This is a genomic window from uncultured Christiangramia sp., assembly GCF_913046405.1.
Classification (GTDB): domain Bacteria; phylum Bacteroidota; class Bacteroidia; order Flavobacteriales; family Flavobacteriaceae; genus Christiangramia; species Christiangramia marina.
Window position 1 is genome coordinate 1 of the sequence record NZ_CAJWRQ010000039.1, and the last position, 24,540, is coordinate 24,540.

Consider the following 24,540-nt stretch of genomic DNA (forward strand, 5'->3'; position numbering starts at 1 on the left):
TCAGAAACAAAGTTTTATGCATCACGACTAAAGATCAAGTTATAAAATACAAACCCGCCATTTGGCGGGTTTTTTTATGTTACGCTAAATTTTAATTCACTTCTATAGACTGACGGTGACCGCCCTGTAAATGCCTTGAATTGTTTATTGAAATGACTAAAATTATTAAAACCACTTTCAAAGCAAACATCGGTTATACTAATCTGTCTTTCGTGTAATAGTTTAGCTGAATGCGCAAGTCTGTATTCATTCACAAACTGAGTAAATGTTTTTCCGGTAATTCTTTTAAAATACCTGCAGAAAGCCGGGTTGGTCATACTAACCTTATCACTTATCTCCTTTAAACTAATTGGTCTCTGGAAGTGCTCTTTTACATAATTAAAAATGATATTGATTCGGTCATTATCCTGTAAGTTAGTTTCCAGCAGAAAACCTTCAGCATTCAAAATCGTATAATCGCCAGTTTTTTCAAGTGAATTTAAAACTTCCAGTAATCCAAGCAATTTCTGAAAAGGATTAAGCTCTCGTAAGGATTCAATGATAGCTCCTATACGACGCTTAGTGTCGCTATGAAAAACGATTCCTTTTTTCGCTTTTTCGAGGAGGTCCTGGATTCGTGACATTTCAGGTGTGTTCAGAAAATCATTTCCAAGAAAATCATTTCTAAACTGTATCACCGTTTCGCGATTATGGTTAGTGAGCCCATCAGTAAAAGCACAATGGGGGAGAAGCGAGCCAATCAATATAAGATCACCGTTCCTGTAATAAGATATATGACTTCCTATTTGCCGCTTTCCGCAACCGCCATTTACGTAAACCAGTTCTACCTCCGGATGATAGTGCCAGAAGGTCTTTTTTGAACCAACCTGGAATTTATCATGGGTTCTATATGAAAATGAACTCCCAAATCCAGGTTCTATTCTTTCCAGCCTTGGTTTAGATGTTGTATTCATAATATCGAGATTACGTCTAAAATTACATCTGAGGAATAATTGCTTGTGGAACAAAATTAGCAATTATATGTGCCGGATTAACCGATAACGTTTGAAATGGATTTCATCAGGGTAATTGAGTACATAAACTGGATTATCTAACGCTACTTTTCCACTTGGATCTGGTCTAAGTTTATCTCAGTTAATCCAAGTATAACTTAAAACCTTAGATTTTGAAAAACACAATCAACAATTTCGTAGTAGCATTCATGTTACTGGTATCATTCAGTAGTTCTGCCACAGATGGTGTGAATCTAAAAGTAGAAAATCAATATGATCTCATCGTAGACATACAGAAAACTGAATATGGGTCTGAGCTTAGTCTTTTAAGTCAAAATGCAGAGGTTATTTTCAGAGATCAACTGGAGGAAAACGCCAGGTTTTCGAAGAAGTTAAATTTCGATTCGCTAAAAGATGGTGAATATTTACTGGTTCTGAATAAAATGTACTGTAAGTCTACCACGGTGATTACTAAATTAAATGATCAAATTAAAGTTGACCAGGCTAATTACAAATTCGCTTTCAAACCTTGCTTTAAAATCGAAGCAGATCAGGTAGTGGTATATATGCCCAATCTAAATAAATCAAAACTTAGTGTTGAAGTCTTCGATAAGAAAGGAATAAAGGTTGGCAATTTTGAAACCAGAGAACCAGAACTTAGAAAGGCGTTTGATTTCTCTGAAGTGGATTCTGGTAAATACACCTTTATAATTGAAACTACTGAAGATAGTTTTGAGCAAGTTATCGAAATAGGATAGTCAATTCGATTTTGAGATATTAAGAAACCCGCCAACTGGCGGGTTTCTTAATTTATATTTTAAGCTTAATCCATTTTGCGTTTGATCTTATCGATCGCATTCTGAATAGATTTCTCAGGCTCGATAATATTGTTATTACCCCAGAATTGGGAGTCATAAAAACCAGATACATCATCAATCATCACGATATTAGGTCTAATTAGCTCCTGGTTCATTTTAAATTCTTCTTCAGAATATGGCTGCCAGTCGGTCACCACCATTTCGCTATTGATCTTGTATTTAGAATTGAATATCTTTCGCTTCCAATTAACTACATAATCCATCTGCGCTTTTCCATACGCAAAGTGCCACTTGCCGTTATTCTGAGCGTAATCAACCTGATAATTCAGTTCAGTAGGATAAACTTTCGCTCCGTTTGGTTTTTTCTTTACAAACATTTCCTGAGCTGCATTTCTATTATCCACGTTCAGGTTATAATCTGCCTTGACCAGAGTTGAAGTTTCAGCATCGATAAAAAGTTTCCCGTAATACCATGGATCTGACTCATCACGTTCTCTGAAATTTACAACATAGGTATATCGATCATTGATCTTGGCAGGCTCATCAAAACTAAAATCATAACTATCCATCATACCTTGTCTAAGTACATACTCTGTGTATTTCATCATATCCAGGTATAATGTATTAAATGGGCCACCGCGCAATTTCAACGCTAATGTATCTAGTTTATCATAATCTGTACTTTTTCTGGCTTTATACAAGGACACAAGATCTTTCTTACTGTCCTTATAAGAAGTTTTGTGGATCTTAACAACTGCTTCAGATAAGCTAACATTACTCCATCCTTTCTTGATTGTTTCCCGGTAAAAGGAAGTCATAATACTTTGATCTGAAAGATAATTTTCATCCTTTTTGTCTAGCATATCCTGAACCAGTAAACGTGGATTCGTTGCCTTATATAAGCTAACTTCCGTAAGTTCTTCCATAGTTTCTGAAAGTTCTATACGGGTATCTTCCGGTTTGAAATAATCTAGGGGAAGAGTTTTACTCTGAAATCCAAGAACAGATATGGTCACAGTAGCCTCTGTCATATCTTCTGGAACCTTGAGAGAAAATACACCATCAGCATTCGTGATGGTTGAAATGTTACTATTATTCAGGGAAAGGTATGCTGAAGAAATAGGCCTTCCGGTTCTCTCATTCACCACTTCACCTTTATATTCATTAAACGCTTTAGCCGAAGGCTGAAAAGCATAAATTTGTAATGAACCTAGAATAAAACTTAGAAAAAATAGCAGGCTACTTTTTCCTGAAATAGGGTTTAAAAGTTTTGCATTCATAGTCATATTATTAAAGTTTACTTAAACTTATACAATATAACTATTTAAATGCTTATAAAGATGTGAATTAGCTAATTATTGAACTGAACGATTGTTAATCTTTCAATAAGCACATATTTCAAATAATAGTTGTAGTCCTGAAAAATTTTAAACCACACATGTATATTGTTTCAGTTATCCACACATTGAACTCAAAGCTCATCTGTAAACAATCATTTTTTCGTATGGCATGAAATATGACCATCAATTCTTCGTTATCAAAGGATTTTAAAACCAATCAACTATGCATAAAATATATTTCGCCGCTCTCTTCGTTTTCTTCGGAAGTATTTCAGCTTCAGCACAATTATATAGTGAAGATCAGAGTGCATCTGTTACTGAGCAGGTATTAAAAGAACTTAACCGGGAACGTTCGTTGCTAAGTCAGAATCTGGAATTCAGAATTAAAGAGATCGATACCAAGATCACTAATCTGGACGAAAGTATTCGTACTTCAAATTCGGCTTCAGAAAAAGTAGAGAAACTATTGGAGCGAGTTAAGTTTTTAGAGCAGCGACAGGAAGAGATTGATAAGAATACGGTAAGTGTTTATAAGTACAATTATAGCTCAGCGGTTCTTAATCTTGCTTCTATGGAGCGCGAAATAAAACCTCTAAGTCTTTTTAATAGTTCGCGTGAATTCTATTCTACACTGGATAAAGTAAGTAATCCAATGAACTATGATGGATACCAGCAGTGGTTTGGAAAATTCAAAGGATACATTGAAGAAGAAAAAGAGGACGATGCTAAGCTGGAAGCGCTGAATCATATGTTGCAGGTGACAGGGGATCTGGCAAAAGGAACACCATTTACGGGAATGTTTGCAGGAAACTTGATCGATGGAATCAGTCAGTTTGTTGGTTCACTAAATAGAAGAGACAAAGAGTTAAGAGAGAAAAGCATTAAAATGCTGAAGCTTACCACTAGTATTTCGCAATTTACCCATGATAAGGATCTTATCGAAACCGAATGGGAAGGAATTAATAAGAACCTGAATGAACTTAAAGAATTGCAACAGGAAGCTATTGAAGACAACCTGGTAGAGATCCTCGGAATCTCCCGCAATGGTTTTACTGAAAAATTCACGAACGAAACTGATGCTAAAAAGCGAACACAATATATTCTGGATATTTCCAAAATTGCTGAAAATAAGATCGTAGAAGAGCGAAAGACCAATCCGGAAAACTGGAAGCAGGAATATCATGACCAGATGCTAACGGTACAGAATCTTAAGATACGTTTCGGGATGCTGACTTTCAGAATTCTGGAGAATCTTGAAAAATATGAAAAACTGATCGCTAAGTATGAAAATGACCCATTCCTGAAGGATGAGATGAAAAATCTAAGATTAAAACTAGATCTGGTAAGAAACAGTTTCGAAAGCACTTTTAATCCGCAGGAATATATAAGAGCTTCCAACGAAATGTATATTGTGGAGTAATTAAATAATTTCAATGTTTATAAAAGCCATGTTGAATATATTCACAGGGCTTTTTTTATTCGGTCAAGCTGCGAAAAGGATGTATGTTATTCTCGAATCTAATACCTATCTTTGCAGCCGCAAAAACAAAGCATCTAAATTATAGTATATGAAAGCCGGAATTGTAGGACTGCCAAACGTAGGAAAATCGACACTTTTTAATTGCCTTAGTAATGCTAAAGCACAAAGTGCAAACTTTCCGTTTTGTACGATAGAACCTAACGTGGGAGTTGTAAACGTTCCAGACCAGAGACTGCTGAAGCTTGAAGAACTCGTAGATCCTGAAAGGGTTATTCCTGCAACGGTTGAAATCGTTGATATTGCTGGTCTAGTAAAAGGAGCGAGTAAAGGAGAAGGACTTGGAAACCAGTTTTTAGGTAATATACGTGAAACCGATGCTATTCTTCACGTTCTTAGATGTTTTGAAGATGATAATATCGTACACGTAGATGGTTCCATAGATCCTATTAGAGATAAGGAAACTATAGACATGGAGCTGCAGTTGAAAGATCTGGAAACTGCAGATAAGAAACTTGAAAAAGTTAAAAGGGCAGCCAGAACAGGTAATAAAGAAGCTCAGAAAGAGGAAGCTGCTTTACTTAAAGTGAAGTCTGGTCTTGAAGCTGGGAAATCTGTTCGAGCGATCGATCTTACTGAAGATGAACGTAAAGAATTTATCGCGCCTCTACAATTTATCACAGATAAACCGGTAATGTATGTTTGTAATGTAGATGAAGGTGCTGCTGTTGATGGTAACGAACATGTAGAGAGAGTTAGAAAAGCTGTAGCAGAACAAAATGCAGAAGTTCTTGTTCTTGCTGTTGGAACTGAAGCTGATATCACTGAGCTTGATGATTTCGAGGAAAGACAGATGTTTCTTCAGGATATTGGGCTTGAAGAGCCTGGTTCTGCAAAACTAATTAGAGGAGCTTATAAATTGCTTGATCTTCAAACTTACTTTACAGCCGGAGTTAAAGAAGTTAGAGCATGGACCATTCCAGTTGGATCTTCAGCTCCACAGGCTGCGGGTGTAATTCACACCGACTTTGAAAAAGGTTTTATTCGTGCTGAGGTTATAGCTTACGACGAGTATGTAAGTTTTGGAAGTGAAGCAAAAGTGAAGGAAGCTGGTAAAATGCGCGTAGAAGGAAAAGATTATATCGTTAAGGATGGCGATGTAATGCATTTTAGATTCAACGTCTAGTTTCAAGATTTGAAAATATAACCAATAACACTTCATTTTAAGTTCATTCTTTTAATTAACATCGTATCTAAAATCTTTGTTAATTACTTTCCTCTGGAACTGTTTCAGTTTTTCGGCTATTACCTTATATTTAGACCGAAACTCCATGAATCTATATGAGCGACAATACTAAATATACCGAAGATAATATTCGGTCTTTAGACTGGAAGGAGCATATCCGTATGCGACCTGGTATGTACATCGGGAAACTTGGAGATGGATCCAGCCAGGACGACGGTATATATATATTATTGAAAGAGGTTATCGATAACAGTATCGATGAATTCGTGATGGGTGCTGGAAAGACCATCGAAATCTCTGTGCAAAATCAGCGGGTGATCGTTCGTGATTTTGGTAGAGGGATACCTCTAGGTAAAGTTGTGGATGTAGTGTCCAAAATGAATACCGGTGGTAAATATGATAGCAGAGCTTTCAAAAAGTCTGTAGGATTAAATGGTGTAGGTACGAAAGCTGTAAATGCTTTATCTTCTTATTTTAGAGTAGAATCTTCTCGTGATGGCAAAAGCCATGCTGCCGAGTTTGCAAAGGGAGAACTTCAGGATGAAGAGCATCTTGACGAAACTTCAAGAAGGCGAGGTACAAAGATCACTTTTATTCCAGATGAGCTTATATTTAAAAACTATAAATTCAGAAATGAGTATATAGAGAAAATGCTTAAGAACTATGTGTACCTGAATCCAGGTTTAACCATAGTTTTTAATGGAGAGAAATTTTATTCTGAAAATGGATTAAAAGATCTTTTAGGAGATAGCATTAGCGAAGAAGATATGTTGTATCCTATTATTCACCTTCGTGGGGATGATATCGAAGCAGCGATCACTCACAGCAGAACACAATATAGCGAGGAATATCACAGTTTCGTTAACGGCCAGAATACTTCACAGGGAGGAACACATCTTGCTGCATATAGAGAAGCGATCGTCAAAACTGTTCGTGAATTTTATGGCAAGAATTATGAAGCCAGCGATATTCGAAAATCTATCGTAACCGCCATCAGTATAAAAGTGATGGAGCCGGTTTTTGAAAGTCAGACCAAAACAAAACTAGGGTCTACAGATATGGGAGGGGAGCTTCCAACGGTAAGAACCTATATCAACGATTTTATCAAAAGAAATCTTGATAATTATCTTCATAAAAACCCGGAAACAGCAGAGAATCTTCAACGAAAAATTCTTCAGGCAGAACGCGAGCGCAAGGATCTTTCCGGAATCAGGAAGCTAGCGAAAGACAGAGCTAAAAAAGCCAGTCTGCATAATAAGAAATTAAGGGATTGCCGAGTACATCTTGGAGATAGTAAGCATCAACGATGTCTTGAAACCACCTTATTTATTACAGAGGGAGATTCAGCATCAGGTTCGATCACCAAGAGCAGGGACGTGGTAACCCAGGCAGTATTTAGTTTAAAGGGTAAGCCTTTGAATAGCTACGGACTTACTAAAAAAATCGTCTACGAAAATGAAGAATTCAATCTGCTACAGGCAGCCCTGAATATCGAAGATTCTCTGGAAGACCTGCGTTATAATAATATCGTAATAGCAACAGATGCTGATGTTGATGGAATGCACATAAGGTTATTGCTTATCACATTTTTCCTTCAGTTTTTCCCGGAACTAATCAAGGAAAATCATCTATATATTTTACAGACTCCGTTGTTTCGAGTAAGGAATAAGAAGGAAACCATTTACTGTTATAGTGAGATGGAGCGAAAGCAGGCAATGGAAAAATTGAAAGGTAAGCCTGAAATTACTCGATTTAAGGGGTTAGGTGAGATCTCGCCAGATGAATTTGTACATTTTATAGGAGAGGATATTCGTTTAGATCCTGTAATGCTGGATAAAGACAAATCTATAGAAGAAATGCTTAGCTTCTATATGGGCAAGAACACACCAGACAGACAGGAATTTATTATTGATAATCTCAAATTTGAACTTGACCTGGTCAATGAACTTGGCGTATGACATTTACCAATAAAAGCGAGGTTAAGATAATCCCATCGATCTATATCGTGCTTGTTGCGGTATTCGTTACGAATCTATTCGTAAATATAGAGATCATGGCTTCAGATTCTGAACAGGAAATAACCTTCAGTCATTTTCTGCCCAATATCGCCACCTTGCTTTTAGGTTTATACGTTCACCGGATTGGACAGGCGTTCGATTTTGACAGCGATGGAGAAACTTTGAACTTTAAAAACAATGGAGTTTTTCTTTCAAAATTCATGGAATATCGTGTCAAGAAGGCTGAATTTCCGAAGAGAAAATTAGGGAAGTTCAAATTTTACGACGTCGGAATTTATTCTGGCCTTACAATCTATATTAACTCAAGAAGAAAAAAAGGATACCGGAAATATACTTTCAATACCACATTTTTAAACCGAAAAAAGAAAAGGGGTTTAGTGGATTCACTGAATAAAGTTCTTGAAAACACCCCCAAAGTGACTGCCTAATGGAAGAAAACCTTGATGGAGCTCAGGAAGAGCAATTTGAAAATAAGGAAGAATTAATAAAGGTAACCGGAATGTACAAGGACTGGTTTCTGGATTATGCATCATATGTAATCCTGGAACGAGCCGTACCGGCAATTGAAGATGGCTTTAAACCAGTTCAACGCCGTATAATGCATTCTATGAAAGACCTGGACGATGGCCGTTACAATAAAGTGGCGAACATTGTGGGTCACACCATGCAATATCATCCTCACGGTGATGCCAGTATAGGAGATGCCATGGTTCAAATTGGGCAAAAGGATATTCTAATTGACACCCAGGGAAACTGGGGAAATATATTAACAGGAGATCGAGCTGCCGCCCCAAGGTATATTGAGGCGAGACTTTCAAAATTCGCTCTGGAAGTACTTTTCAGTCCGAAATTAACTGAATGGCAGTTGTCTTACGATGGTAGAAAGCAGGAACCGGTAAATCTTCCGGTAAAATTTCCAATGTTGCTTGCCCAGGGTGCAGAAGGTATTGCCGTAGGTTTAAGTACAAGATTTCTACCACATAATTTTAATGAACTTATTGATGCCTCGATCAAACATCTTCGTGGTAAAACCTTTAAATTATTTCCAGACTTCCCAACGGGAGGTATCGCAGATATTTCCAATTACAATGACGGGAAACGTGGTGGACGCGTAAGAATTCGCGCACGTATCAATCAGTTAGATAAAAATACACTGGTAATAAATGAGGTTCCCTACGGAACTAATACCGGAAGTTTGATCGATTCTATTCTGAAGGCAAATGACAAAGGTAAGATCAAGATCAAAAAGATCGAAGATAATACCGCTGCTCAGGTAGAGATCCTGATACATTTGCCTAACAATATTTCACCAGACAGAACTATAGATGCATTATATGCATTTACTCAGTGTGAAAACTCATTATCACCATTAGGTTGTGTGATTATTGATCACAAACCAATATTCCTGGGAGTTTCAGAAGTTTTAAGAAGATCAACAGATCATACGCTTCATCTTCTTAAACGAGAACTGGAGATAAAACTGGATGAGCTCCAAGAGCAATGGCATTTTGCATCGCTGGAACGAATATTTATCGAAAACAGGGTGTATCGGGATATTGAAGAAGAAGAAACCTGGGATGGGGTAATTCAGGCGATAGATCGAGGATTGAAACCTTTTACAACGCATTTAAAACGCGAGGTTACCGAGGAAGATATTATAAGACTTACTGAGATCAGAATTAAAAGAATCTCAAAATTCGACATAGATAAGGCACAGCAGAAGATAGATGCGCTCGAAGATGAGATCGCCCAGATAAAACATCATCTTGACAACCTTATAGACTTTGCGGTAGATTATTTTAAGAAATTAAAGAAAGACTACGGTACCGGCAAAGAACGAAAAACAGAACTCAGGTTATTTGAAGATATTGAGGCGACAAAAGTAGTTATTCGAAATACCAAGCTTTATGTGAATAGAGCAGAAGGTTTTGTGGGAACCAGTCTCAAAAAAGATGAATATGTAACTGAATGTTCAGATATTGATGATGTTATCTGTTTTACAGCCGATGGTAAAATGATGGTGACCAAAGTTGATGCTAAAACTTTTATTGGTAAGGATATTATTCACGTAGCAATCTTTAAGAAAAAAGATAAACGTACCATCTATAATATGATTTACCGGGACGGGAAGGCCGGCAATACTTATGTAAAAAGATTTGCTGTTACTTCAGTTACCAGGGATCGGGAATATGATCTTACTCAAGGAAAAAAAGATAGTAAAGTCCTGTATTTCACACCGAATCCGAATGGAGAAGCTGAAGTAATTACAGTTTTACTTAGACAGGTTGGAAGTATAAGAAAAGTAAAATTCGATGTAGATTTTGCAGATATTTCTATTAAAGGTCGGAATGTTAAAGGTAATATTGTCACTAAATATTCTGTAAAGCGTATTGAGCTGAAAGAAGAAGGTGTCTCAACGCTAAAACCTAGAAGAATCTGGTTCGACGAGACAGTCAAACGTCTGAACGTAGATGAAAGAGGAGAATTATTAGGGGAATTTAGAGGAGAAGATAGATTACTGATCATTACACAAGAAGGTGTTGCAAAAACAATAAGACCGGAGTTAACAACCAGGTTTGATGAGGAAATGGTCATTCTGGAGAAATGGGTGAAGAATAAGCCAGTTTCTGCAATTTACTGGGAACCTGAAAAAGAACGTTTTTATGTCAAGAGATTTATAATCGAACATCCTGATAAAGAAGAGAAATTTATCAGTGAACACGAAGAATCCTTTCTGGAAATGGTTTCAACAGATTATTTCCCAATGGCAGAGATTGTTTATACCAAACCTAAAGGAAAAGAGCGTCGCGAAAACGAAGAGATCAATATAGAAGAATTCATCGCAGTAAAAGGTATAAAGGCTTTAGGAAATCAACTCACTTCTGAAAAAGTAAATCAGATCAATCTTCTGGATCCAATACCTTATGAAGGGCAAAATGAAGATGAAACTGACGAAGATCAAAGTTCGAAAGATTCCGAAGAAAATATAAAAGCAGAGGATATTAAAAATGGGACGATTAAGGCACCAGATAAAAAATCTGGCGGCGATGGTCAACCTTCACTATTTGACGAGTAATGGGATTATTTAAAGAATTCAAAGAGTTTGCTGTAAAAGGCAATATGATAGACATGGCCGTAGGTATCATTATTGGTACGGCTTTCAATAAAGTGGTTGATGTTCTGGTAAAACAGATTATAATGCCGCCATTAAGCATGATTACAGATGGCGTAAATTACGCTGACAGGAAGATCATTCTAAGAGATGGTGTTGGTACTGAAGGTGCGGCAGATTATGTAAATGAAGTTTCAATTGGTTACGGACTACTTATTGAAACCATGGTAGATTTTTTAGTCATTGGTTTCGTTGTCTTTATAGTGGTAAAATTCATGAATCGTTTCCGGAACAAAGCTCAGGACCCAAAAAATCCTGAGGTCGTTACTCCCAAGGATATCGAATTGCTATCCAGTTTAAATGAGTTAATGGAAGAGCAGAATAAATTATTGCGGGAAAAGCGAGCTTAGCGCTATTCTGAAACTTTCTTTACTTCCCCGCGGGCCTTTTGGGTTTCACCAACCTGACCGTACTCGAACGTATAACTATTCTTTGAAGTAGTGAGGATCTTCATGTGGATTGGCTTCTGTTCAGCCATATTTTTAGGATTTGTATTCTTGATAATATACTCACATGGATTGATCCATCTTACGGAACTCGTATCTGTATTTCCCTGAAAAAACTCAATTTCTATCGAGTCATTCCTTACGAAAGTGGATTTTTGTAATTCTCCATTGATGTATGTTTCGAACTCGAAAGTACCAGTCCTAAAATCAGCACAGTTCCTGTTGGCTTCAAAACAAGAGCTCAACGTGAGTAACAGGATCAGGCAGAGTAATATCATTTTGTTCATACTGCAAGGTAAGTTTTAATCAAATGAGAGTCAATTTTCAAAGGCTTCAAAACTTCCGTCCTCATAAAAAAATACTATTCGTTTCACCTTTTTGTTACTCGACGATTCCTGATTTAACTGAACATCCTTCGAAATATTAACTTCAGCATTTCTGGTCTGGATTCCTGGCGTTGAGTGATCAGGTTTTGTTTGATGTACAATTTTATCATTACCTGATTCGGGTTTGGGAGGGAAGGAACCTTTTCCATTTAACAACCAATATAGTTCTACCTCAGGAAAATTCTTCACAACTTTCATTACAAAATCCAGACTTGGTTTGTTTCTACCGGATAGAATATGTGAAATGGAAGACCTACCAACTTGAATTTTATCTGCAAAAGAAGCTGCTGAAAGATCATAATATTCAAGGATGCGTTGCAGCCTGGTTCCAAATTGTTCAGTGTTTACCATTGTAAATTACCTCTGATTAAAACTATGATTACAAATGTAAATATACCATATTTCTGTGTAAATACACATCTGTAAACGACAAGATTCATATTGAATAAATACTTTATTATAACTAACCTAATACCTTGATAAACAAATAATTAACCCTTATTTATCTACGGTTTGGATAAATTCCTAACCACACTAGTATTGCTAAGATCAACTTATTTACAACTGTAAACTATGGAGTGATTTTTACTTGTATACAATTGTAAATATTTGATTGTTTAGTTTTGTAAACATGAAAGAACAAGCAAAATTATGGCTTAGTAATCGCGATTATGATAGTGCCAAATTAAGAAAAGTGGCAGGCCGCTATTTTCATAATAATCATCTGGAAGATTTCATGTCTACCCATTCAGGTAAACTGGAATTTCAAACTATAGGAGCTTCCGTAGAGAATAAAAATATCTACGGGCTGCAAATTGGATCTGGATCAAAGAAGGTTTTGATGTGGTCGCAAATGCACGGGAATGAATCTACAACAACAAAAGCTGTACTAGATTTTTTAAATTCTATAGTGGTAGATGCTGATAACCCCTATAATAAGTCTATGCTTGAACGTACTACCTTATACATTATTCCAATCCTTAATCCAGATGGCGCAGCTTATTATACACGAGTCAATGCCAATGCTATAGACCTTAATCGGGACATGCAGGATCTTAGTCAGCCAGAAAGCAGGTTGCTCATGAAGGTTTACCGTGAATTCCAACCTGATTTTTGCTTAAACCTGCATGATCAACGCACCATTTTTAGTGCAGGAGAAACGAATCTACCGGCAATATTGTCTTTTTTGACGCCTTCAAGCGATATAGACCGCAGTATAACCGCAGCACGTAAGAATAGTATGTCTTTAATCGCTGGAATGGTTAAAGATTTAAAAGATGAACTCGGGGAAAGTATAGGTAGATATGATGATGGTTTTAATCTTAATTGTGCTGGCGATACCTTTCAGCATCATGGTACTCCAACTATTCTATTTGAGGCTGGTCATTATCCTGGAGACTATCACAGGGATGTAACGCGAAAATTTGTTTTTAAAGCTTTGAGAAGTTGCCTTGATCGAATAATGAATGATCAAAGTGTCGATTACCATCAATATTTTAAAATACCTGAGAATGCTAAATGTTTTCGGGATGTGGTATTAAGGAATGTAAATATCGAAGGAGAACAAAAAGATATTTTGATACAATTCAAAGAAACATTAGTTTACGATCGAATACGATTTGTGCCGGTTATCGAAGATATTCAAGAGGCTTCAGTTTTATATGGACATCGTGAAATTGATGCAGCTGGTAAAAAGTTAAGTTTGATGGAGGAGGGGGCAATTTCCGAAAACGTTATAGTTAATAAAATATTCTTAAATGATGAGATTTTCGAGCTAAATCCCCAATAAAGGTGTTTTTATTTAGCAATAATTCAATGATTTTGTATTAATTTTGAATTTCATTAAAAATAGAACTTCAAGATGGCTAAGTTTAAATTAGACGACACCGACCACCAGATTCTTGACATGCTTATCGAGAATACCAGAACTCCATTCACCGATATAGCGAAGAAACTACTGATATCAGCTGGAACTGTCCACGTTCGTGTAAAGAAAATGGAAGAAGCTGGAATCATTATAGGATCATCGTTAACTCTGGATTACAAGAAACTTGGATATGCGTTTATCGCCTATGTAGGGGTTTTTCTGAAGAATACTTCACAAACAAAATTTGTACTTGAGAGAATCAACGAAATTCCCTTCGTTACGGTTGCTCATGTAACTACAGGCAAGTTTAACGTGTTCTGTAAAATACGTGCTAAAAACACTCAACATGCCAAGGAAATCATTTTCCAGCTTGATGATATCGAGGGTGTTTATAGAACAGAAACTATGATTTCTCTGGAGGAAAGTATCAATGATAAAAAACGTTTGATGCATTCCATATTTAAAGAGATGTAATTTATACTAAACTTTTAATAAAGACCCTCTAAACCTAGCTGTTTAGAGGGTTTTTTTATACTTTTAAGTCAGTCGAAAAATATTGAAATTATGAATAGAGAACCTCGTTTAGATAGATTTAATGATAATGTGCTGGCAAAATACCAGGTCTATAATAGTATCTTTTTAACCTTGCCGTATGATGAGATACAAAAGACCGGAGCGCTGTTACCACTTTTTCAGGAACTTTGCGAACGTGGTTTTTCTGATAATAAGAATCCTTCGGAGATCGTTGAACACTTTTTTGAACGTTATGGAGAAACACCTACAGAAGACGAGCGCAACGCTTTGCTTTTTCGTTTCATTCAATATATAGAACGCCAGGTAGTATTATTTGATGCTATTGAAGATGCTTCGTTCTCTATCGTTAATAATATGGATGGTCGTGGTACACTGCGAAGTGTAAAGGAAGAAGCGGAAGCTAAGCAAAAAACAGAACAGTTAAAGGAATACTTAAAGAGGTTCAACGTAAGACCCACTTTGACAGCACATCCCACCCAATTTTATCCTGGTGCGGTGCTAGGAATTATAACAGATCTGGATAAGGCAATCCAGAAAAACAATCTTGTTCGTATTAAGCAGTTATTAGCACAGCTAGGTAAAACTCCGTTCTTCAACAAAGAGAAACCAACCCCATATGACGAGGCGGTTAGTCTTATCTGGTATTTTGAAAATGTTTTCTACCAGAGTGCAAGTAAGATTCATAATTATATTCAGCAAAATATATTTGATGGAGAGGATGTGGGCAACCAGGTGATCAACTTAGGATTCTGGCCTGGAGGAGACAGGGATGGAAACCCGTTTGTAACTACTGAGATCACTTTAAGAGTTGCACGCCGACTTCGCCGCACAATTCTCCTTAATTATTACCGGGATATTCGGAAACTAAAGAGAAGACTTACTTTTAGAGAGGTTAATGAAATCATGGCAGAGATAGAGAAAGCTTTGTATGATTCAGCCGTTACAAATTCAGACACTCCAAAAATTTCCTTAGAGGAATTGGTGATGAAATTGCAAACAGCGCGAGAGATTCTAATAAATAAGCATCAGTCACTATTCCTTGAGGAGCTCGATGACATGATCAATAAGATCAAACTCTTCGGTTTCCACTTCGCAACTTTAGACATCAGGCAGGATAGCTCGAAACACGAAGAAGTTTTTGCAGATCTTAAGAAATACAAATCAGAGTTGATTCCGGAATATTTTGAAACTCTTTCAGACGAGGAAAAAATTGCCCTAATGACAACTACGGATGCCCAGTTGGATCCTGAGGAATTTGAAGAAGGGATGACCCGATCTACGCTTTCATCAATATATGCGATGAAGGAAATTCAGGAAAAGAATGGGGAGCAGGGAGCTAACCGCTATATCATTAGTAACTGCGGAAGTGTGGAAGGAGTTTTACAGCCTTATTTATATATGAAATTATGTGGTTGGAAAACACCAACTGTAGATGTTATTCCATTATTTGAAACAGTGCCGGATCTAAGAGAAGCACATCATGTGATGGAGAAACTGTACAATAATCCTGTATATAAAGAACACCTTGAAAAACGAAATAATAAGCAAACGATCATGCTTGGTTTTAGTGATGGAACTAAAGATGGTGGTTACTTAATGGCAAACTGGAGTATTTACAAGGCGAAGGAAGAACTTACTCGAATTTCCCGTGAGTACGGAATTAAAGTTGTCTTTTTTGATGGTCGTGGTGGACCGCCGGCAAGGGGTGGTGGAAAAACGCACCAATTCTATGCTTCTTTAGGTCCAACGATAGAGAATGAGGAAATTCAATTAACCGTCCAGGGGCAAACGATTAGCTCTAATTTTGGGACTAAAGATAGTTGTACATATAATCTGGAGCAATTATTAAGTTCGGGGGTTTCTAATGAAATATTCAGCGAAGGTAAAAATGAACTGAACGATCAGGATCGTAATACCATGAGCGAGCTTGCTGAAATTAGTTACAAGACATATACAGACTTTAAAAAGCACCCTCGTTTTATTCCTTACCTGGAAAAAATGAGTACTCTTAAGTACTACGCTAAAACCAATATTGGAAGTAGACCAAGTAAACGAAATAAGTCTGCAGAACTCAATTTATCAGATCTAAGGGCGATACCCTTTGTTGGAAGCTGGAGTCAGCTTAAACAAAATGTTCCTGGATTTTTTGGAGTGGGAACTGCAATGGAAGAAATGGATAAACAAGGTAGGTTTGATGAAGTTCAGGATCTATACAACAATTCTGAATTCTTTAAAACCTTGCTTGAAAACAGTATGATGAGTTTGACTAAATCATTCTTCCCGTTGACAGCATATATGAAAAATGATGAAGAGTTTGGAGAATTCTGGACGGTAATTCATGATGAGTTCGAACGTTCTAAAAAAATGCTTTTGAAAGTTACCGGTTATGATAGTTTGATGCAGAATCAGCCAGCAGGAAAGGCTTCCATACAAGCGCGTGAAAGGATTGTACTTCCATTATTGACCATTCAGCAACATGCGCTTAGAGTGGTGCAGGAGTTGAGTAAAAATCCTGAAGCCAACCAGAAAGCGCTTGAGGTATATGAAAAGATGGTAACAAGATCATTGTATGGTAATATTAATGCTAGTAGAAATTCTGCTTAATGAGGAAATCTGAACTTACCAAAGGAGAAATAGGCGAATTTTATAGAGGTTATATCGATAGATTAGAACCAGAAGCTGAATTAGTTCCTAGTCTCAAATCGAACACTTCAGAATTTCTTCAATTTTTGGAGGATATTCCTGAAGACAAATGGGATTACCGTTATGCAGAAGGTAAATGGACTTTGAAAGAGATGATTCAGCATATAATTGATACAGAAAGGATTTTTCAATTCAGGGCATTGGCAATTGCCAGGAATGAACCACAGCCATTACCAGGTTTCGATCATGATATATATGTCCTAAATAGTCGCTCAGAATACAGAGCGGTACCTGATCTTATTAAAGAATATAAAATTGTGCGGGAAGCGGGAATCATTCTTTTTGAAAGTATGACCATAGATATGCTAAAACTTGGTGGTGTCATGAACGATATCAATGCTTCACCCAGAGCGCTCGGCTTTATGATGGTTGGTCATGCTATGCACCATATTGAGGTGATCAAAGAAAAATATCTTTAATGTATAGCAAGATCAAGGTATTCGGCAAACTTCTCAAGAAGACTTATGTGAGCTGGGATAAAAATGAACCCTATGCCAGAAGTGCCACCATCGCTTATTATGCATTATTTTCCTTACCATCATTATTGATCATTGTAGTAAGTATTGCCGGTTATTTCTTCGGAAGAGAGGCTGTTCAGGGTAGGCTTACAGGTGAGATAGGCGAGTTTATTGGAACTGAAGCTTCTAAAGCGATTGAGGGCATGATCGAAAACGCTGCATTGTCACAGGATTCGACATGGGCCATTATTTTTGGTTTAGCAATGCTAATCTTTGGTGCAACCGGAGTTTTTTTTCAGTTGAAAATCGCCATGAACAACATTTGGAACGTTGCGGCCAGAAAAACTAATTTCCTCCGTATGGTTCTTGATCGGGTAATTTCTTTGGGGATGGTGGTCGTTATAGGTTTACTGTTATTAATAGCCCTGGTAGTATCAACTATACTAAAGTTGGTTACAGAAACTATGCAGCAGCTAATTCCTGATATCACACAGGTTGCAATGTATATACTCAATTACGCACTGACGTTTTTCTTTATAACGACCTTATTCGCGATGATCTTTAAGCTTCTACCAGATATTAAGATTAGATTGAAAACCACCTATACTGGTGCTGCATTGACGACGGCACTTTTTATAATAGGTGAGACGCTTATCAGTATTTATTTTGGTCAGAGCGATCCGGCTTCAGTTTATGGTGGTGCGTCTTCAGTGGTATTAATTCTACTTTGGGTTTACTATACCTGTTTAATCTTATTTTTTGGAGCAGAGTTCACAGTACAATACGCCCTTCTGAAGAAAGAGAAAGTTGAGCCTAACCGTTTTGGTGAACCAGCAATCTACCAAGAGATGAAGAAACTCGAACAACGGAAAGTTCAGCTTAAAGAAGAGAAGTATATCGTAGACCGTTTGAAATCTTACCTGGATGCAGATGAAACTTCAGAAGAAAAAGAGTTTTAAAAACTTTAACTCTTAAACGTCTAGTTTTAATAGGCCCTTAATACAGATTCGCTCTTTCTAATCCTATCTTTGAATAACTAAAAAAAGAAAAATTATGGATAAGAGAATTGCAATTTTAGCAACAGATGGATTTGAAGAAGTAGAACTAGCCTCCCCTAAAGAGGCGATGGAGAAAGAAGGTTTCAATGTAGAGATCGTTAGCCTTAAGTCAGGTAATATTAAATCATGGGACGGTGATAATTGGGGAAAAGACTTTAAAGTAGATAAAACCCTTGACGAGGTTTCAGCAAAAGATTACCATGCATTAGTGCTTCCCGGAGGAGTCATTAATCCAGATAACTTAAGAACAGAAGAGAGTGCATTGATCTTTGTAAGAGACTTTTTCAAACAAAGTAAACCAGTGTGTGCTATCTGTCACGCGCCATGGACTTTAATTAGTGCAGATGTTGTAGAAGGTAGAACGATGACATCTTTTAAAAGTGTTCGTAAAGATCTTGAGAATGCTGGCGCTTTATGGGTAGACCAGGAAGTTGTAGTTGATGAAGCTTTAGTTACAAGTAGAAATCCTGATGACCTTCCAGCATTTAATGCAAAGGTGATTGAAGAAATTAAAGAAGGTAAGCATGATTTACAACATGCATAATTACCAGTAATTATAAAATGAAAAGGGACGCAATTGCGTCCCTTTTTTATTTGTCTTCGTCTTCTTCAGTATCATCCTTCTCTGGAATGTCTACAATAGGATCTGTAAATTCTGAATCTTCATAATCATCTTCATCAAAATTAGCCATAGTACTTTCAAGCCTGGTACTTACCTTCACCAGGTAAATAGTATCTTCAGTCTTTACTTCCACAGCTTCAACAGTCTCATTTTTAGCATTCTTAAAGGCGATAACCTGGTCATCATCATATCCATCAGGATATTTCTCTACAAGAAGTCCAAGAATTTCAGGAGTAAGCTTTTTATAGTCTACAATTATCCTTTTCATAGTGTGATTGGTTTATGCAAGTATAAATAAAATATCAAACGCCACACAAGAGAGTTACCAGATATTCGATTAATTTAATGATTAGTTATATTCAGAGAGTTATAAAAGTCGAAAGATTTGATAATCAGCTCTTCAGAAACTATAACATCCAATTTAGGAACAGCAATATCCTTCAGTAAAACAAAATTCACCTGTCCGTTCGAGTTTTTTTTATCATGTTTAAGCAACGAAATAATCTGGTTGAGATCTTCCGTAGATATGTCGGTAAAACCGAATAGATCAATTATTATATTTGAAATATCCCGTAATTTTTTCTGCGGAAAATTTAGAATTTCAGAAGATAAATAAGATTCTAAGATCATCCCGATCGCAATTGCTTCTCCATGAAGTAATTTATCTTTCTCAAGATTAGTTAAATAGAAGGATTCAATAGCGTGGCCGAGTGTATGTCCAAAATTAAGATTTTTCCGGATGGACCGTTCGTAAGGATCCTGCGAAACGATTTCAGATTTTATATTCACTGAATGTTCTATGATGGTATCAAGGTCTGAGAGATCTAGAGAGCTTAGGTTGCTCATACGATTCCAGTAAGATTCATCGGCTATAAGTCCATGTTTCAGGATTTCAGCGAGACCACTCCGCATTTCACGGGAAGATAATGTTTGCAGGTATATGCTATCTACCACAACCAGTTCTGCCTGTACGATTACTCCCACCTGATTTTTAAGATTTCCAAGATCAACACCGGTTTTACCTCCAACCGATGCATCTACCATAGAAAGTAAGGTTGTAGGAACATTAATAAATGGAATACCACGCTTAAACGTTGAAGCTACAAAACCACCAAGATCGGTGACAACACCGCCGCCAAGATTTATCATCAAACTCTTTCGATCAGCCCCAAGCTCTGAAAGTGCACTCCAAACACCAGTACAGGTTTCAATATGCTTATTTTCTTCCCCCGGCTCAATTTCAATAACTTCAATTTGAAAGTCCGTAGTTATATTCTTTAGGAATAATCCTAAGCAATTCTGTTGGGTGTTTGTATCAACTAGAATAAATACTGAAGATGGCTTTTTATCTTCTATGTACTGGTTGATTTTCGAGTAAGATTCGCTACCGTAAAATACAGGATTAATCAGGTATCTAGCTTCATTCATGGTATTGGTATTTAGAGCTTTCGAAATTAAAGAGAATTTATGAAAATAGTCATCTTCAATAATTATATTTGCCCGTTTAACAGCATGAAATGATTAGAAAGAAGATATTCAACAACACTAAATCTGCATTCAAACTTAAATCAAATTCAGACCTGGACAGGGCGATTTTTTTGTTTAGCATGATGAATTATTCTGCTTTGGTAAAAGCAGGTAGCGCATTAACTAAAATGGCTTTGAAATTACACTTGCCTGTAGAAACTCTTATAAAGAAGACGATTTTCGAGCAATTTTGTGGAGGAGTTACTGAAGAAGATTGTAAACCGGTTACCAAGGAAATGTATGGGGAGAACCTACATAGTATTCTTGATTACTCGGTTGAAGGTAAAGAGAGCGAAGAGGAATTTGATTCTGCAATGCGCAAGAAACTGAGTCTTATTGAATACGCTAATGAAAGTGATGAAGTTACCTTTGCTATGTTTAAGCCTACCGGTATTGGAAGGTTTGCTATATGGGAAAAGGTGAGTGAAAAGCTTAGTCTTACCGCTGAGGAAAAGGAAGAGTGGGATCGAGTAAAAAACAGAGTAGAAACTTTATGTAAGCGCGCATTTGAATTAAAGGTTCGATTGTATGCTGATGGTGAAGAAACCTGGATGCAAACCGCTGCCGATGATCTTATGGTTGAAATGATGAAAAAGTACAACCAGGATGAAGTACTTATATTCAACACGCTACAATGTTATAGATGGGACCGGCTGGACTACCTTAAGGATCTTCACGAGCAAGGCCAGAAGGAAGGTTTCAAAATAGGAGCCAAGATCGTAAGGGGTGCATACATGGAAAAAGAAAATTCCAGAGCTAAGAAATTAGGTTATGCATCACCTATATGTGAAAGTAAGGAGGCAACAGATGTTAACTTTAACTCGGTAATGTCTTATTGTTTAAATCATCTGGAAGATATTTCAGTATTCATAGGTACTCATAATGAGGTAAGTAGTTACCTGGCACTGCAGATAATGGAGGACAAGGGTATTTCTATCGACGATAAAAGAATATGGTTTAGTCAGCTTTATGGAATGAGTGATCATATTAGTTTTAATATGGCGAAGAAGGGATACAATGCTGTAAAATTGGTTCCATTTGGACCGGTTAGAGACGTTGTTCCTTACTTATTGAGACGTGCTCAGGAAAACACTTCAGTTAAAGGACAGACGGGTAGGGAATTATCTTTACTTAGCGAAGAAAAGAAACGTCGTCGTGGAGATGAGGCCACGAAACATCACCGGGAGTAACATATGCGCTGGCTGGCAAGATTTATTTTTTATAAAATTTTAGGCTGGCGTCTGGAGGATAACTTTATATCCAGAATTAAGAAATGTGTTGTAATTGTTGCTCCACACACAAGCTCTTTTGATTTTCTCTTAGGAATTCTGGTTCGTAAAATTATGGATGTAGAATTTAACTTTGTAGGGAAGCAGGAATTGTTTAAACCTCCATTTGGCTGGTATTTTAAGTGGGTAGGCGGAGAACCTCTGGATAGATCAGGACAAAAGAATAAAGTGGATGCGATCGCGAAGGTCTTTGAAGACAAGACTATTTTTCGATTAGCATTATCACCTGAAGGTACCAGGGAGAAAACAGATAAGTGGAGAACAGGTTTTTACTATATAGCCTTGAAAGCAGAAGTTCCAATTGTAATGGTTTCCTTCGACTATAAACCCAAAAAAGTAAAAATCTCCGCGGCTTTTCAGCCCACCGGAGATTTTGATTTAGATTTTAAAGTTATTAGCCAGTTCTACGAGGGTGTAGAAGGGAAGATCAAGGAAAATTTCTAATTAATCCTCATCTGGTGTTTCCATAGTATGATAGACGTTTTGAACATCATCATCTTCTTCCAGTTTTTCAAGTAATTTTTCTACATCTGCGGCCTGTTCACCTTCCAAAGGTTTTGTAACCTGAGGAATCCTTTCAAATCCAGAAGAAAGTATTTCCATTTCCCTGTTCTCTAATTCCTTCTGAATGGCACCAAAGAATTCAAACGGTGCATAGATATGAATACCGTCTTCATCTTCAAAAACTTCTTCAGCACCAAAATCTATCAATTCTAACTCAAGTTCTTCCGGATCCAGATTTTCAGCATTAATTCTGAAGTTACAGGTATGGTCAAACATGAATTCTACAGAGCCTGATGTTCCAAGATTTCCATCAGATTTGTTGAAATGAGAACGAATGTTTGCAACTGTTCTATTGTTATTATCTGTTGCAGTTTCTACAAGAACAGCAATACCGTGAGGAGCATAACCTTCAAAAAGAACTACTTTATAGTCACCCTGGTTTTTATCTGAAGCACGTTTGATCGCACGCTCGATATTATCCTTAGGCATATTGACACTCTTCGCATTCTGGATCACTGCACGAAGTTTCGCATTCGTGTCAGGATCTGGACCACCTTCTTTTACCGCCATGACAATATCTTTACCAATCCTGGTAAATGCTTTAGCCATTGCAGACCAACGTTTCATTTTCCGTGCTTTGCGAAATTCAAAAGCTCTTCCCATTTCAAATTATAATTAGGTTTGCGCAAAAATATAAAAAAGCTCCTAAATACAGTATGTATACGGAGCTGAGTTTGCAGTTTCAAGATTTTATCAATTCGTCGACTCTATAATCTCTTCAATTGTTCTGGCAAGTTTAAAATCTTTTTCAGTAACACCATTTGCATCGTGGGTAGAAAGGGAAATTTCCAGTTGATTATATACATTTCCCCAATTTGGATGATGCTCCTGAGCTTCAGCCTCAAATGCTATTCTTGTCATTACTGTAAATGCTTCTTTAAAATTCTCAAATTCAAAGGAAGTATGAATAGCACCTTTAGCATATGTCCATCCATCAAGATTTTTCAATTGATCATCTATCTCAGTATCACTTAATTTTTTCATGACTTAATTATTTGGTTTTCTTAAAGTTACTAAGAATGAAGCATATCTCTGGTATGGTGCTTCAGATTAATATCAGATTAACAGCTATAATTTAGCAGATGCCTTGACTACTTCCTGAATACTTATCTGTAGATTCTTTGGAAGCTTATTATCCTTTGGAAGTACGGCCAGAAATCTATCAAAATTGGAGTCGTAAACATTTTTGAAAAGAGGATTTTCATAACCAAGTTCCCTGGTAAGGTCCTCCACCAGATCTCGTTGATGCACCAGGTCATCACTACCCAAATGAAATACTCCCTGTCTGTTCCTGTTGATTATATAGTGAATCTGTTGAGTGACCTTTCCAATTTCAGTAGCATTCACGACCACATTTGGGAAAACTTCCAGCGGTTCGTTTAGATCAAGAATCGTTCTTATTTGCTTGACCCGCGGAGAACCTTTTCCGAAGACCATAGGAAGTCTCAGGATATTATATTGTTTATTCGGCAGTCTAAGTAATGCGTTTTCTATCTTGATCTTGAATCTGCCGTAAACGCTCTGACTAAGTGTTTTGTCATATTCGTAGGAGGGATAGTTGGTAAAAGCATCGAAAACATTGGCCGATGAGAGAAATATCAGCTTTTTACGATAATTAAGAAGGTAATTGATGATCTCGAAGAGAGAGGTCTTCTTTTTAAAAGTGAAGTTATCAAACATACATATCCTTTTTGCTGGCGTTGTGATTCACCATTGCTCTACTATGCGAAGCCTTCTTGGTATATAGCGACAACAAAGGTTCGTGAGGAATTACTTTCAGGTAACGAACAGATTAACTGGCATCCCGATCATATTAAGCAAGGTAGGTTTGGAAATTGGCTTGAAAACAATATTGATTGGGCGTTTAGCAGAGAACGTTATTGGGGTACTCCACTGCCCTTTTGGGGATGTGAAGACAGTAGTTGTGCAGCTATCGTTTGCATAGGTTCACGAAGTGAATTGATAGAGTTGGCTACTGTCCCGGCAGAGGCAGAGGCACTCACTGATTTACACCGTCCTTACA

At 37.0% G+C, this 24,540-nt stretch carries 24 protein-coding genes and 1 pseudogene; 16 read left to right on the plus strand and 9 right to left on the minus strand.

Annotation, left to right across the window (positions count from 1 at the left end):
- Window positions 1-74: 74 nt before the first annotated feature.
- A complete protein-coding gene (locus QZ620_RS06845) occupies window positions 75-953 on the minus strand; it encodes an AraC family transcriptional regulator (protein ID WP_295180261.1) in 879 nt (292 codons plus the stop codon).
- Between the two features lie 212 nt (window positions 954-1,165).
- Between QZ620_RS06845 and QZ620_RS06850 the strand changes: the two genes are divergently transcribed.
- Window positions 1,166-1,750 carry a hypothetical protein gene (locus tag QZ620_RS06850; RefSeq protein WP_295180262.1) on the plus strand — a complete coding sequence of 195 codons (585 nt, stop codon included), beginning with the start codon at window positions 1,166-1,168 and terminating at the stop codon, window positions 1,748-1,750.
- Window positions 1,751-1,815: 65 nt separating this feature from the next.
- Here the strand turns inward: QZ620_RS06850 and QZ620_RS06855 are convergent, their stop codons facing one another.
- Window positions 1,816-3,096, minus strand: a complete 1,281-nt coding sequence (locus tag QZ620_RS06855; protein WP_295180263.1) for a carboxypeptidase-like regulatory domain-containing protein — start codon at window positions 3,094-3,096, stop codon at window positions 1,816-1,818.
- A gap of 277 nt (window positions 3,097-3,373) precedes the next feature.
- Here QZ620_RS06855 and QZ620_RS06860 point away from each other — a divergent pair, with 277 nt between their 5' ends.
- The 6 genes from QZ620_RS06860 (at window position 3,374) to mscL (ending at window position 11,413) form a co-directional block, all read left to right on the plus strand.
- Window positions 3,374-4,570 carry a hypothetical protein gene (locus tag QZ620_RS06860; RefSeq protein WP_295180264.1) on the plus strand — a complete coding sequence of 399 codons (1,197 nt, stop codon included), beginning with the start codon at window positions 3,374-3,376 and terminating at the stop codon, window positions 4,568-4,570.
- 148 nt (window positions 4,571-4,718) lie between these two features.
- Window positions 4,719-5,813, plus strand: coding sequence for a redox-regulated ATPase YchF (gene ychF, locus QZ620_RS06865; RefSeq protein WP_295180265.1), 1,095 nt, complete (start codon window positions 4,719-4,721; stop codon window positions 5,811-5,813).
- 155 nt (window positions 5,814-5,968) lie between these two features.
- On the plus strand, window positions 5,969-7,831 hold the full coding sequence (locus QZ620_RS06870) for a DNA topoisomerase IV subunit B (protein ID WP_295180266.1): 1,863 nt from the start codon (window positions 5,969-5,971) through the stop codon (window positions 7,829-7,831).
- Window positions 7,828-8,319 (plus strand): hypothetical protein, encoded by a 492-nt coding sequence (locus tag QZ620_RS06875; RefSeq protein WP_295180267.1) that lies wholly within the window; start codon window positions 7,828-7,830, stop codon window positions 8,317-8,319. The genes QZ620_RS06870 and QZ620_RS06875 overlap by 4 nt, the downstream gene beginning before the upstream one ends.
- The gene (locus tag QZ620_RS06880) at window positions 8,319-10,967 is read left to right on the plus strand and encodes a DNA gyrase/topoisomerase IV subunit A (protein ID WP_295180268.1); all 2,649 of its coding nucleotides are present in this window, start codon (window positions 8,319-8,321) and stop codon (window positions 10,965-10,967) included. The genes QZ620_RS06875 and QZ620_RS06880 overlap by 1 nt, the downstream gene beginning before the upstream one ends.
- Window positions 10,967-11,413 (plus strand): large conductance mechanosensitive channel protein MscL, encoded by a 447-nt coding sequence (gene mscL / locus QZ620_RS06885; RefSeq protein ID WP_295180269.1) that lies wholly within the window; start codon window positions 10,967-10,969, stop codon window positions 11,411-11,413. The genes QZ620_RS06880 and mscL overlap by 1 nt, the downstream gene beginning before the upstream one ends.
- A 2-nt stretch (window positions 11,414-11,415) precedes the next feature.
- Here mscL and QZ620_RS06890 read toward each other — a convergent pair whose 3' ends face one another.
- On the minus strand, window positions 11,416-11,796 hold the full coding sequence (locus QZ620_RS06890; protein ID WP_295180270.1) for a DNA topoisomerase IV: 381 nt from the start codon (window positions 11,794-11,796) through the stop codon (window positions 11,416-11,418).
- Between the two features lie 30 nt (window positions 11,797-11,826).
- Window positions 11,827-12,246, minus strand: coding sequence for a helix-turn-helix transcriptional regulator (locus QZ620_RS06895; protein WP_295180271.1), 420 nt, complete (start codon window positions 12,244-12,246; stop codon window positions 11,827-11,829).
- A gap of 280 nt (window positions 12,247-12,526) precedes the next feature.
- On the opposite strand from QZ620_RS06895, the gene QZ620_RS06900 reads away from it, so the two are divergent.
- From QZ620_RS06900 to QZ620_RS06925, 6 genes are all read left to right on the plus strand, one after another.
- Window positions 12,527-13,684: a DUF2817 domain-containing protein gene (locus tag QZ620_RS06900; protein ID WP_295180272.1), complete on the plus strand. Its 1,158-nt coding sequence runs from the start codon at window positions 12,527-12,529 to the stop codon at window positions 13,682-13,684.
- A 72-nt stretch (window positions 13,685-13,756) separates the two neighbouring features.
- Complete coding sequence (locus QZ620_RS06905) at window positions 13,757-14,236, plus strand: winged helix-turn-helix transcriptional regulator (protein WP_026916117.1); 480 nt, start codon at window positions 13,757-13,759, stop codon at window positions 14,234-14,236.
- 90 nt (window positions 14,237-14,326) lie between these two features.
- The gene (locus QZ620_RS06910; RefSeq protein WP_295180273.1) at window positions 14,327-16,900 is read left to right on the plus strand and encodes a phosphoenolpyruvate carboxylase; all 2,574 of its coding nucleotides are present in this window, start codon (window positions 14,327-14,329) and stop codon (window positions 16,898-16,900) included.
- Window positions 16,900-17,418: a DinB family protein gene (locus tag QZ620_RS06915; RefSeq protein WP_295180274.1), complete on the plus strand. Its 519-nt coding sequence runs from the start codon at window positions 16,900-16,902 to the stop codon at window positions 17,416-17,418. Before QZ620_RS06910 ends, QZ620_RS06915 begins: the two co-directional genes overlap by 1 nt.
- The gene (locus QZ620_RS06920) at window positions 17,418-18,416 is read left to right on the plus strand and encodes a YihY/virulence factor BrkB family protein (protein ID WP_295180275.1); all 999 of its coding nucleotides are present in this window, start codon (window positions 17,418-17,420) and stop codon (window positions 18,414-18,416) included. The genes QZ620_RS06915 and QZ620_RS06920 overlap by 1 nt, the downstream gene beginning before the upstream one ends.
- Before the next feature lie 94 nt (window positions 18,417-18,510).
- The gene (locus tag QZ620_RS06925; RefSeq protein ID WP_295180276.1) at window positions 18,511-19,059 is read left to right on the plus strand and encodes a type 1 glutamine amidotransferase domain-containing protein; all 549 of its coding nucleotides are present in this window, start codon (window positions 18,511-18,513) and stop codon (window positions 19,057-19,059) included.
- Between the two features lie 46 nt (window positions 19,060-19,105).
- Here QZ620_RS06925 and QZ620_RS06930 read toward each other — a convergent pair whose 3' ends face one another.
- Both QZ620_RS06930 and aroB read right to left on the minus strand, forming a co-directional pair.
- Window positions 19,106-19,405 (minus strand): hypothetical protein, encoded by a 300-nt coding sequence (locus QZ620_RS06930; protein ID WP_295180277.1) that lies wholly within the window; start codon window positions 19,403-19,405, stop codon window positions 19,106-19,108.
- A 74-nt stretch (window positions 19,406-19,479) separates the two neighbouring features.
- Window positions 19,480-20,565, minus strand: a complete 1,086-nt coding sequence (gene aroB / locus QZ620_RS06935; RefSeq protein WP_295180278.1) for a 3-dehydroquinate synthase — start codon at window positions 20,563-20,565, stop codon at window positions 19,480-19,482.
- Between the two features lie 89 nt (window positions 20,566-20,654).
- Between aroB and QZ620_RS06940 the strand changes: the two genes are divergently transcribed.
- The gene (locus tag QZ620_RS06940; RefSeq protein ID WP_295180279.1) at window positions 20,655-21,854 is read left to right on the plus strand and encodes a proline dehydrogenase family protein; all 1,200 of its coding nucleotides are present in this window, start codon (window positions 20,655-20,657) and stop codon (window positions 21,852-21,854) included.
- 3 nt (window positions 21,855-21,857) lie between these two features.
- A complete protein-coding gene (locus QZ620_RS06945) occupies window positions 21,858-22,397 on the plus strand; it encodes a 1-acyl-sn-glycerol-3-phosphate acyltransferase (protein WP_295180280.1) in 540 nt (179 codons plus the stop codon).
- Here QZ620_RS06945 and QZ620_RS06950 read toward each other — a convergent pair whose 3' ends face one another.
- The 3 genes and pseudogenes from QZ620_RS06950 to QZ620_RS06960 form a co-directional block, all read right to left on the minus strand.
- Entirely contained in the window at window positions 22,398-23,120 is a 723-nt protein-coding gene (locus tag QZ620_RS06950; RefSeq protein ID WP_295180281.1) for a YebC/PmpR family DNA-binding transcriptional regulator, read from the minus strand.
- A gap of 90 nt (window positions 23,121-23,210) precedes the next feature.
- The gene (locus QZ620_RS06955) at window positions 23,211-23,501 is read right to left on the minus strand and encodes a 4a-hydroxytetrahydrobiopterin dehydratase (RefSeq protein WP_141877817.1); all 291 of its coding nucleotides are present in this window, start codon (window positions 23,499-23,501) and stop codon (window positions 23,211-23,213) included.
- An 84-nt stretch (window positions 23,502-23,585) separates the two neighbouring features.
- Window positions 23,586-24,158, minus strand: a pseudogene (locus QZ620_RS06960) (sugar nucleotide-binding protein); the annotation flags it as partial.
- A 72-nt stretch (window positions 24,159-24,230) separates the two neighbouring features.
- Here QZ620_RS06960 and QZ620_RS06965 point away from each other — a divergent pair.
- A partial coding sequence (locus tag QZ620_RS06965) for a class I tRNA ligase family protein (protein WP_366935448.1) occupies window positions 24,231-24,540 on the plus strand: 310 nt, incomplete at its 3' end.

What these genes read in the sequence shown, in the direction of transcription:
- QZ620_RS06875 (WP_295180267.1), top strand. Translation starts at nt 7,828, where the DNA reads ATGACATTTACCAATAAAAGCGAGGTTAAGATAATCCCATCGATCTAT.
- QZ620_RS06920 (WP_295180275.1), top strand. Translation starts at nt 17,418, where the DNA reads ATGTATAGCAAGATCAAGGTATTCGGCAAACTTCTCAAGAAGACTTAT.
- QZ620_RS06955 (WP_141877817.1), bottom strand. Translation starts at nt 23,501, where the DNA reads ATGAAAAAATTAAGTGATACTGAGATAGATGATCAATTGAAAAATCTT.
- QZ620_RS06890 (WP_295180270.1), bottom strand. Translation starts at nt 11,796, where the DNA reads ATGAACAAAATGATATTACTCTGCCTGATCCTGTTACTCACGTTGAGC.
- QZ620_RS06925 (WP_295180276.1), top strand. Translation starts at nt 18,511, where the DNA reads ATGGATAAGAGAATTGCAATTTTAGCAACAGATGGATTTGAAGAAGTA.
- QZ620_RS06895 (WP_295180271.1), bottom strand. Translation starts at nt 12,246, where the DNA reads ATGGTAAACACTGAACAATTTGGAACCAGGCTGCAACGCATCCTTGAA.
- QZ620_RS06915 (WP_295180274.1), top strand. Translation starts at nt 16,900, where the DNA reads ATGAGGAAATCTGAACTTACCAAAGGAGAAATAGGCGAATTTTATAGA.
- QZ620_RS06905 (WP_026916117.1), top strand. Translation starts at nt 13,757, where the DNA reads ATGGCTAAGTTTAAATTAGACGACACCGACCACCAGATTCTTGACATG.
- ychF (WP_295180265.1), top strand. Translation starts at nt 4,719, where the DNA reads ATGAAAGCCGGAATTGTAGGACTGCCAAACGTAGGAAAATCGACACTT.
- QZ620_RS06880 (WP_295180268.1), top strand. Translation starts at nt 8,319, where the DNA reads ATGGAAGAAAACCTTGATGGAGCTCAGGAAGAGCAATTTGAAAATAAG.
- QZ620_RS06945 (WP_295180280.1), top strand. Translation starts at nt 21,858, where the DNA reads ATGCGCTGGCTGGCAAGATTTATTTTTTATAAAATTTTAGGCTGGCGT.
- QZ620_RS06845 (WP_295180261.1), bottom strand. Translation starts at nt 953, where the DNA reads ATGAATACAACATCTAAACCAAGGCTGGAAAGAATAGAACCTGGATTT.
- QZ620_RS06910 (WP_295180273.1), top strand. Translation starts at nt 14,327, where the DNA reads ATGAATAGAGAACCTCGTTTAGATAGATTTAATGATAATGTGCTGGCA.
- mscL (WP_295180269.1), top strand. Translation starts at nt 10,967, where the DNA reads ATGGGATTATTTAAAGAATTCAAAGAGTTTGCTGTAAAAGGCAATATG.
- QZ620_RS06930 (WP_295180277.1), bottom strand. Translation starts at nt 19,405, where the DNA reads ATGAAAAGGATAATTGTAGACTATAAAAAGCTTACTCCTGAAATTCTT.
- aroB (WP_295180278.1), bottom strand. Translation starts at nt 20,565, where the DNA reads ATGAATGAAGCTAGATACCTGATTAATCCTGTATTTTACGGTAGCGAA.
- QZ620_RS06860 (WP_295180264.1), top strand. Translation starts at nt 3,374, where the DNA reads ATGCATAAAATATATTTCGCCGCTCTCTTCGTTTTCTTCGGAAGTATT.
- QZ620_RS06940 (WP_295180279.1), top strand. Translation starts at nt 20,655, where the DNA reads ATGATTAGAAAGAAGATATTCAACAACACTAAATCTGCATTCAAACTT.
- QZ620_RS06870 (WP_295180266.1), top strand. Translation starts at nt 5,969, where the DNA reads ATGAGCGACAATACTAAATATACCGAAGATAATATTCGGTCTTTAGAC.
- QZ620_RS06950 (WP_295180281.1), bottom strand. Translation starts at nt 23,120, where the DNA reads ATGGGAAGAGCTTTTGAATTTCGCAAAGCACGGAAAATGAAACGTTGG.
- QZ620_RS06855 (WP_295180263.1), bottom strand. Translation starts at nt 3,096, where the DNA reads ATGACTATGAATGCAAAACTTTTAAACCCTATTTCAGGAAAAAGTAGC.
- QZ620_RS06900 (WP_295180272.1), top strand. Translation starts at nt 12,527, where the DNA reads ATGAAAGAACAAGCAAAATTATGGCTTAGTAATCGCGATTATGATAGT.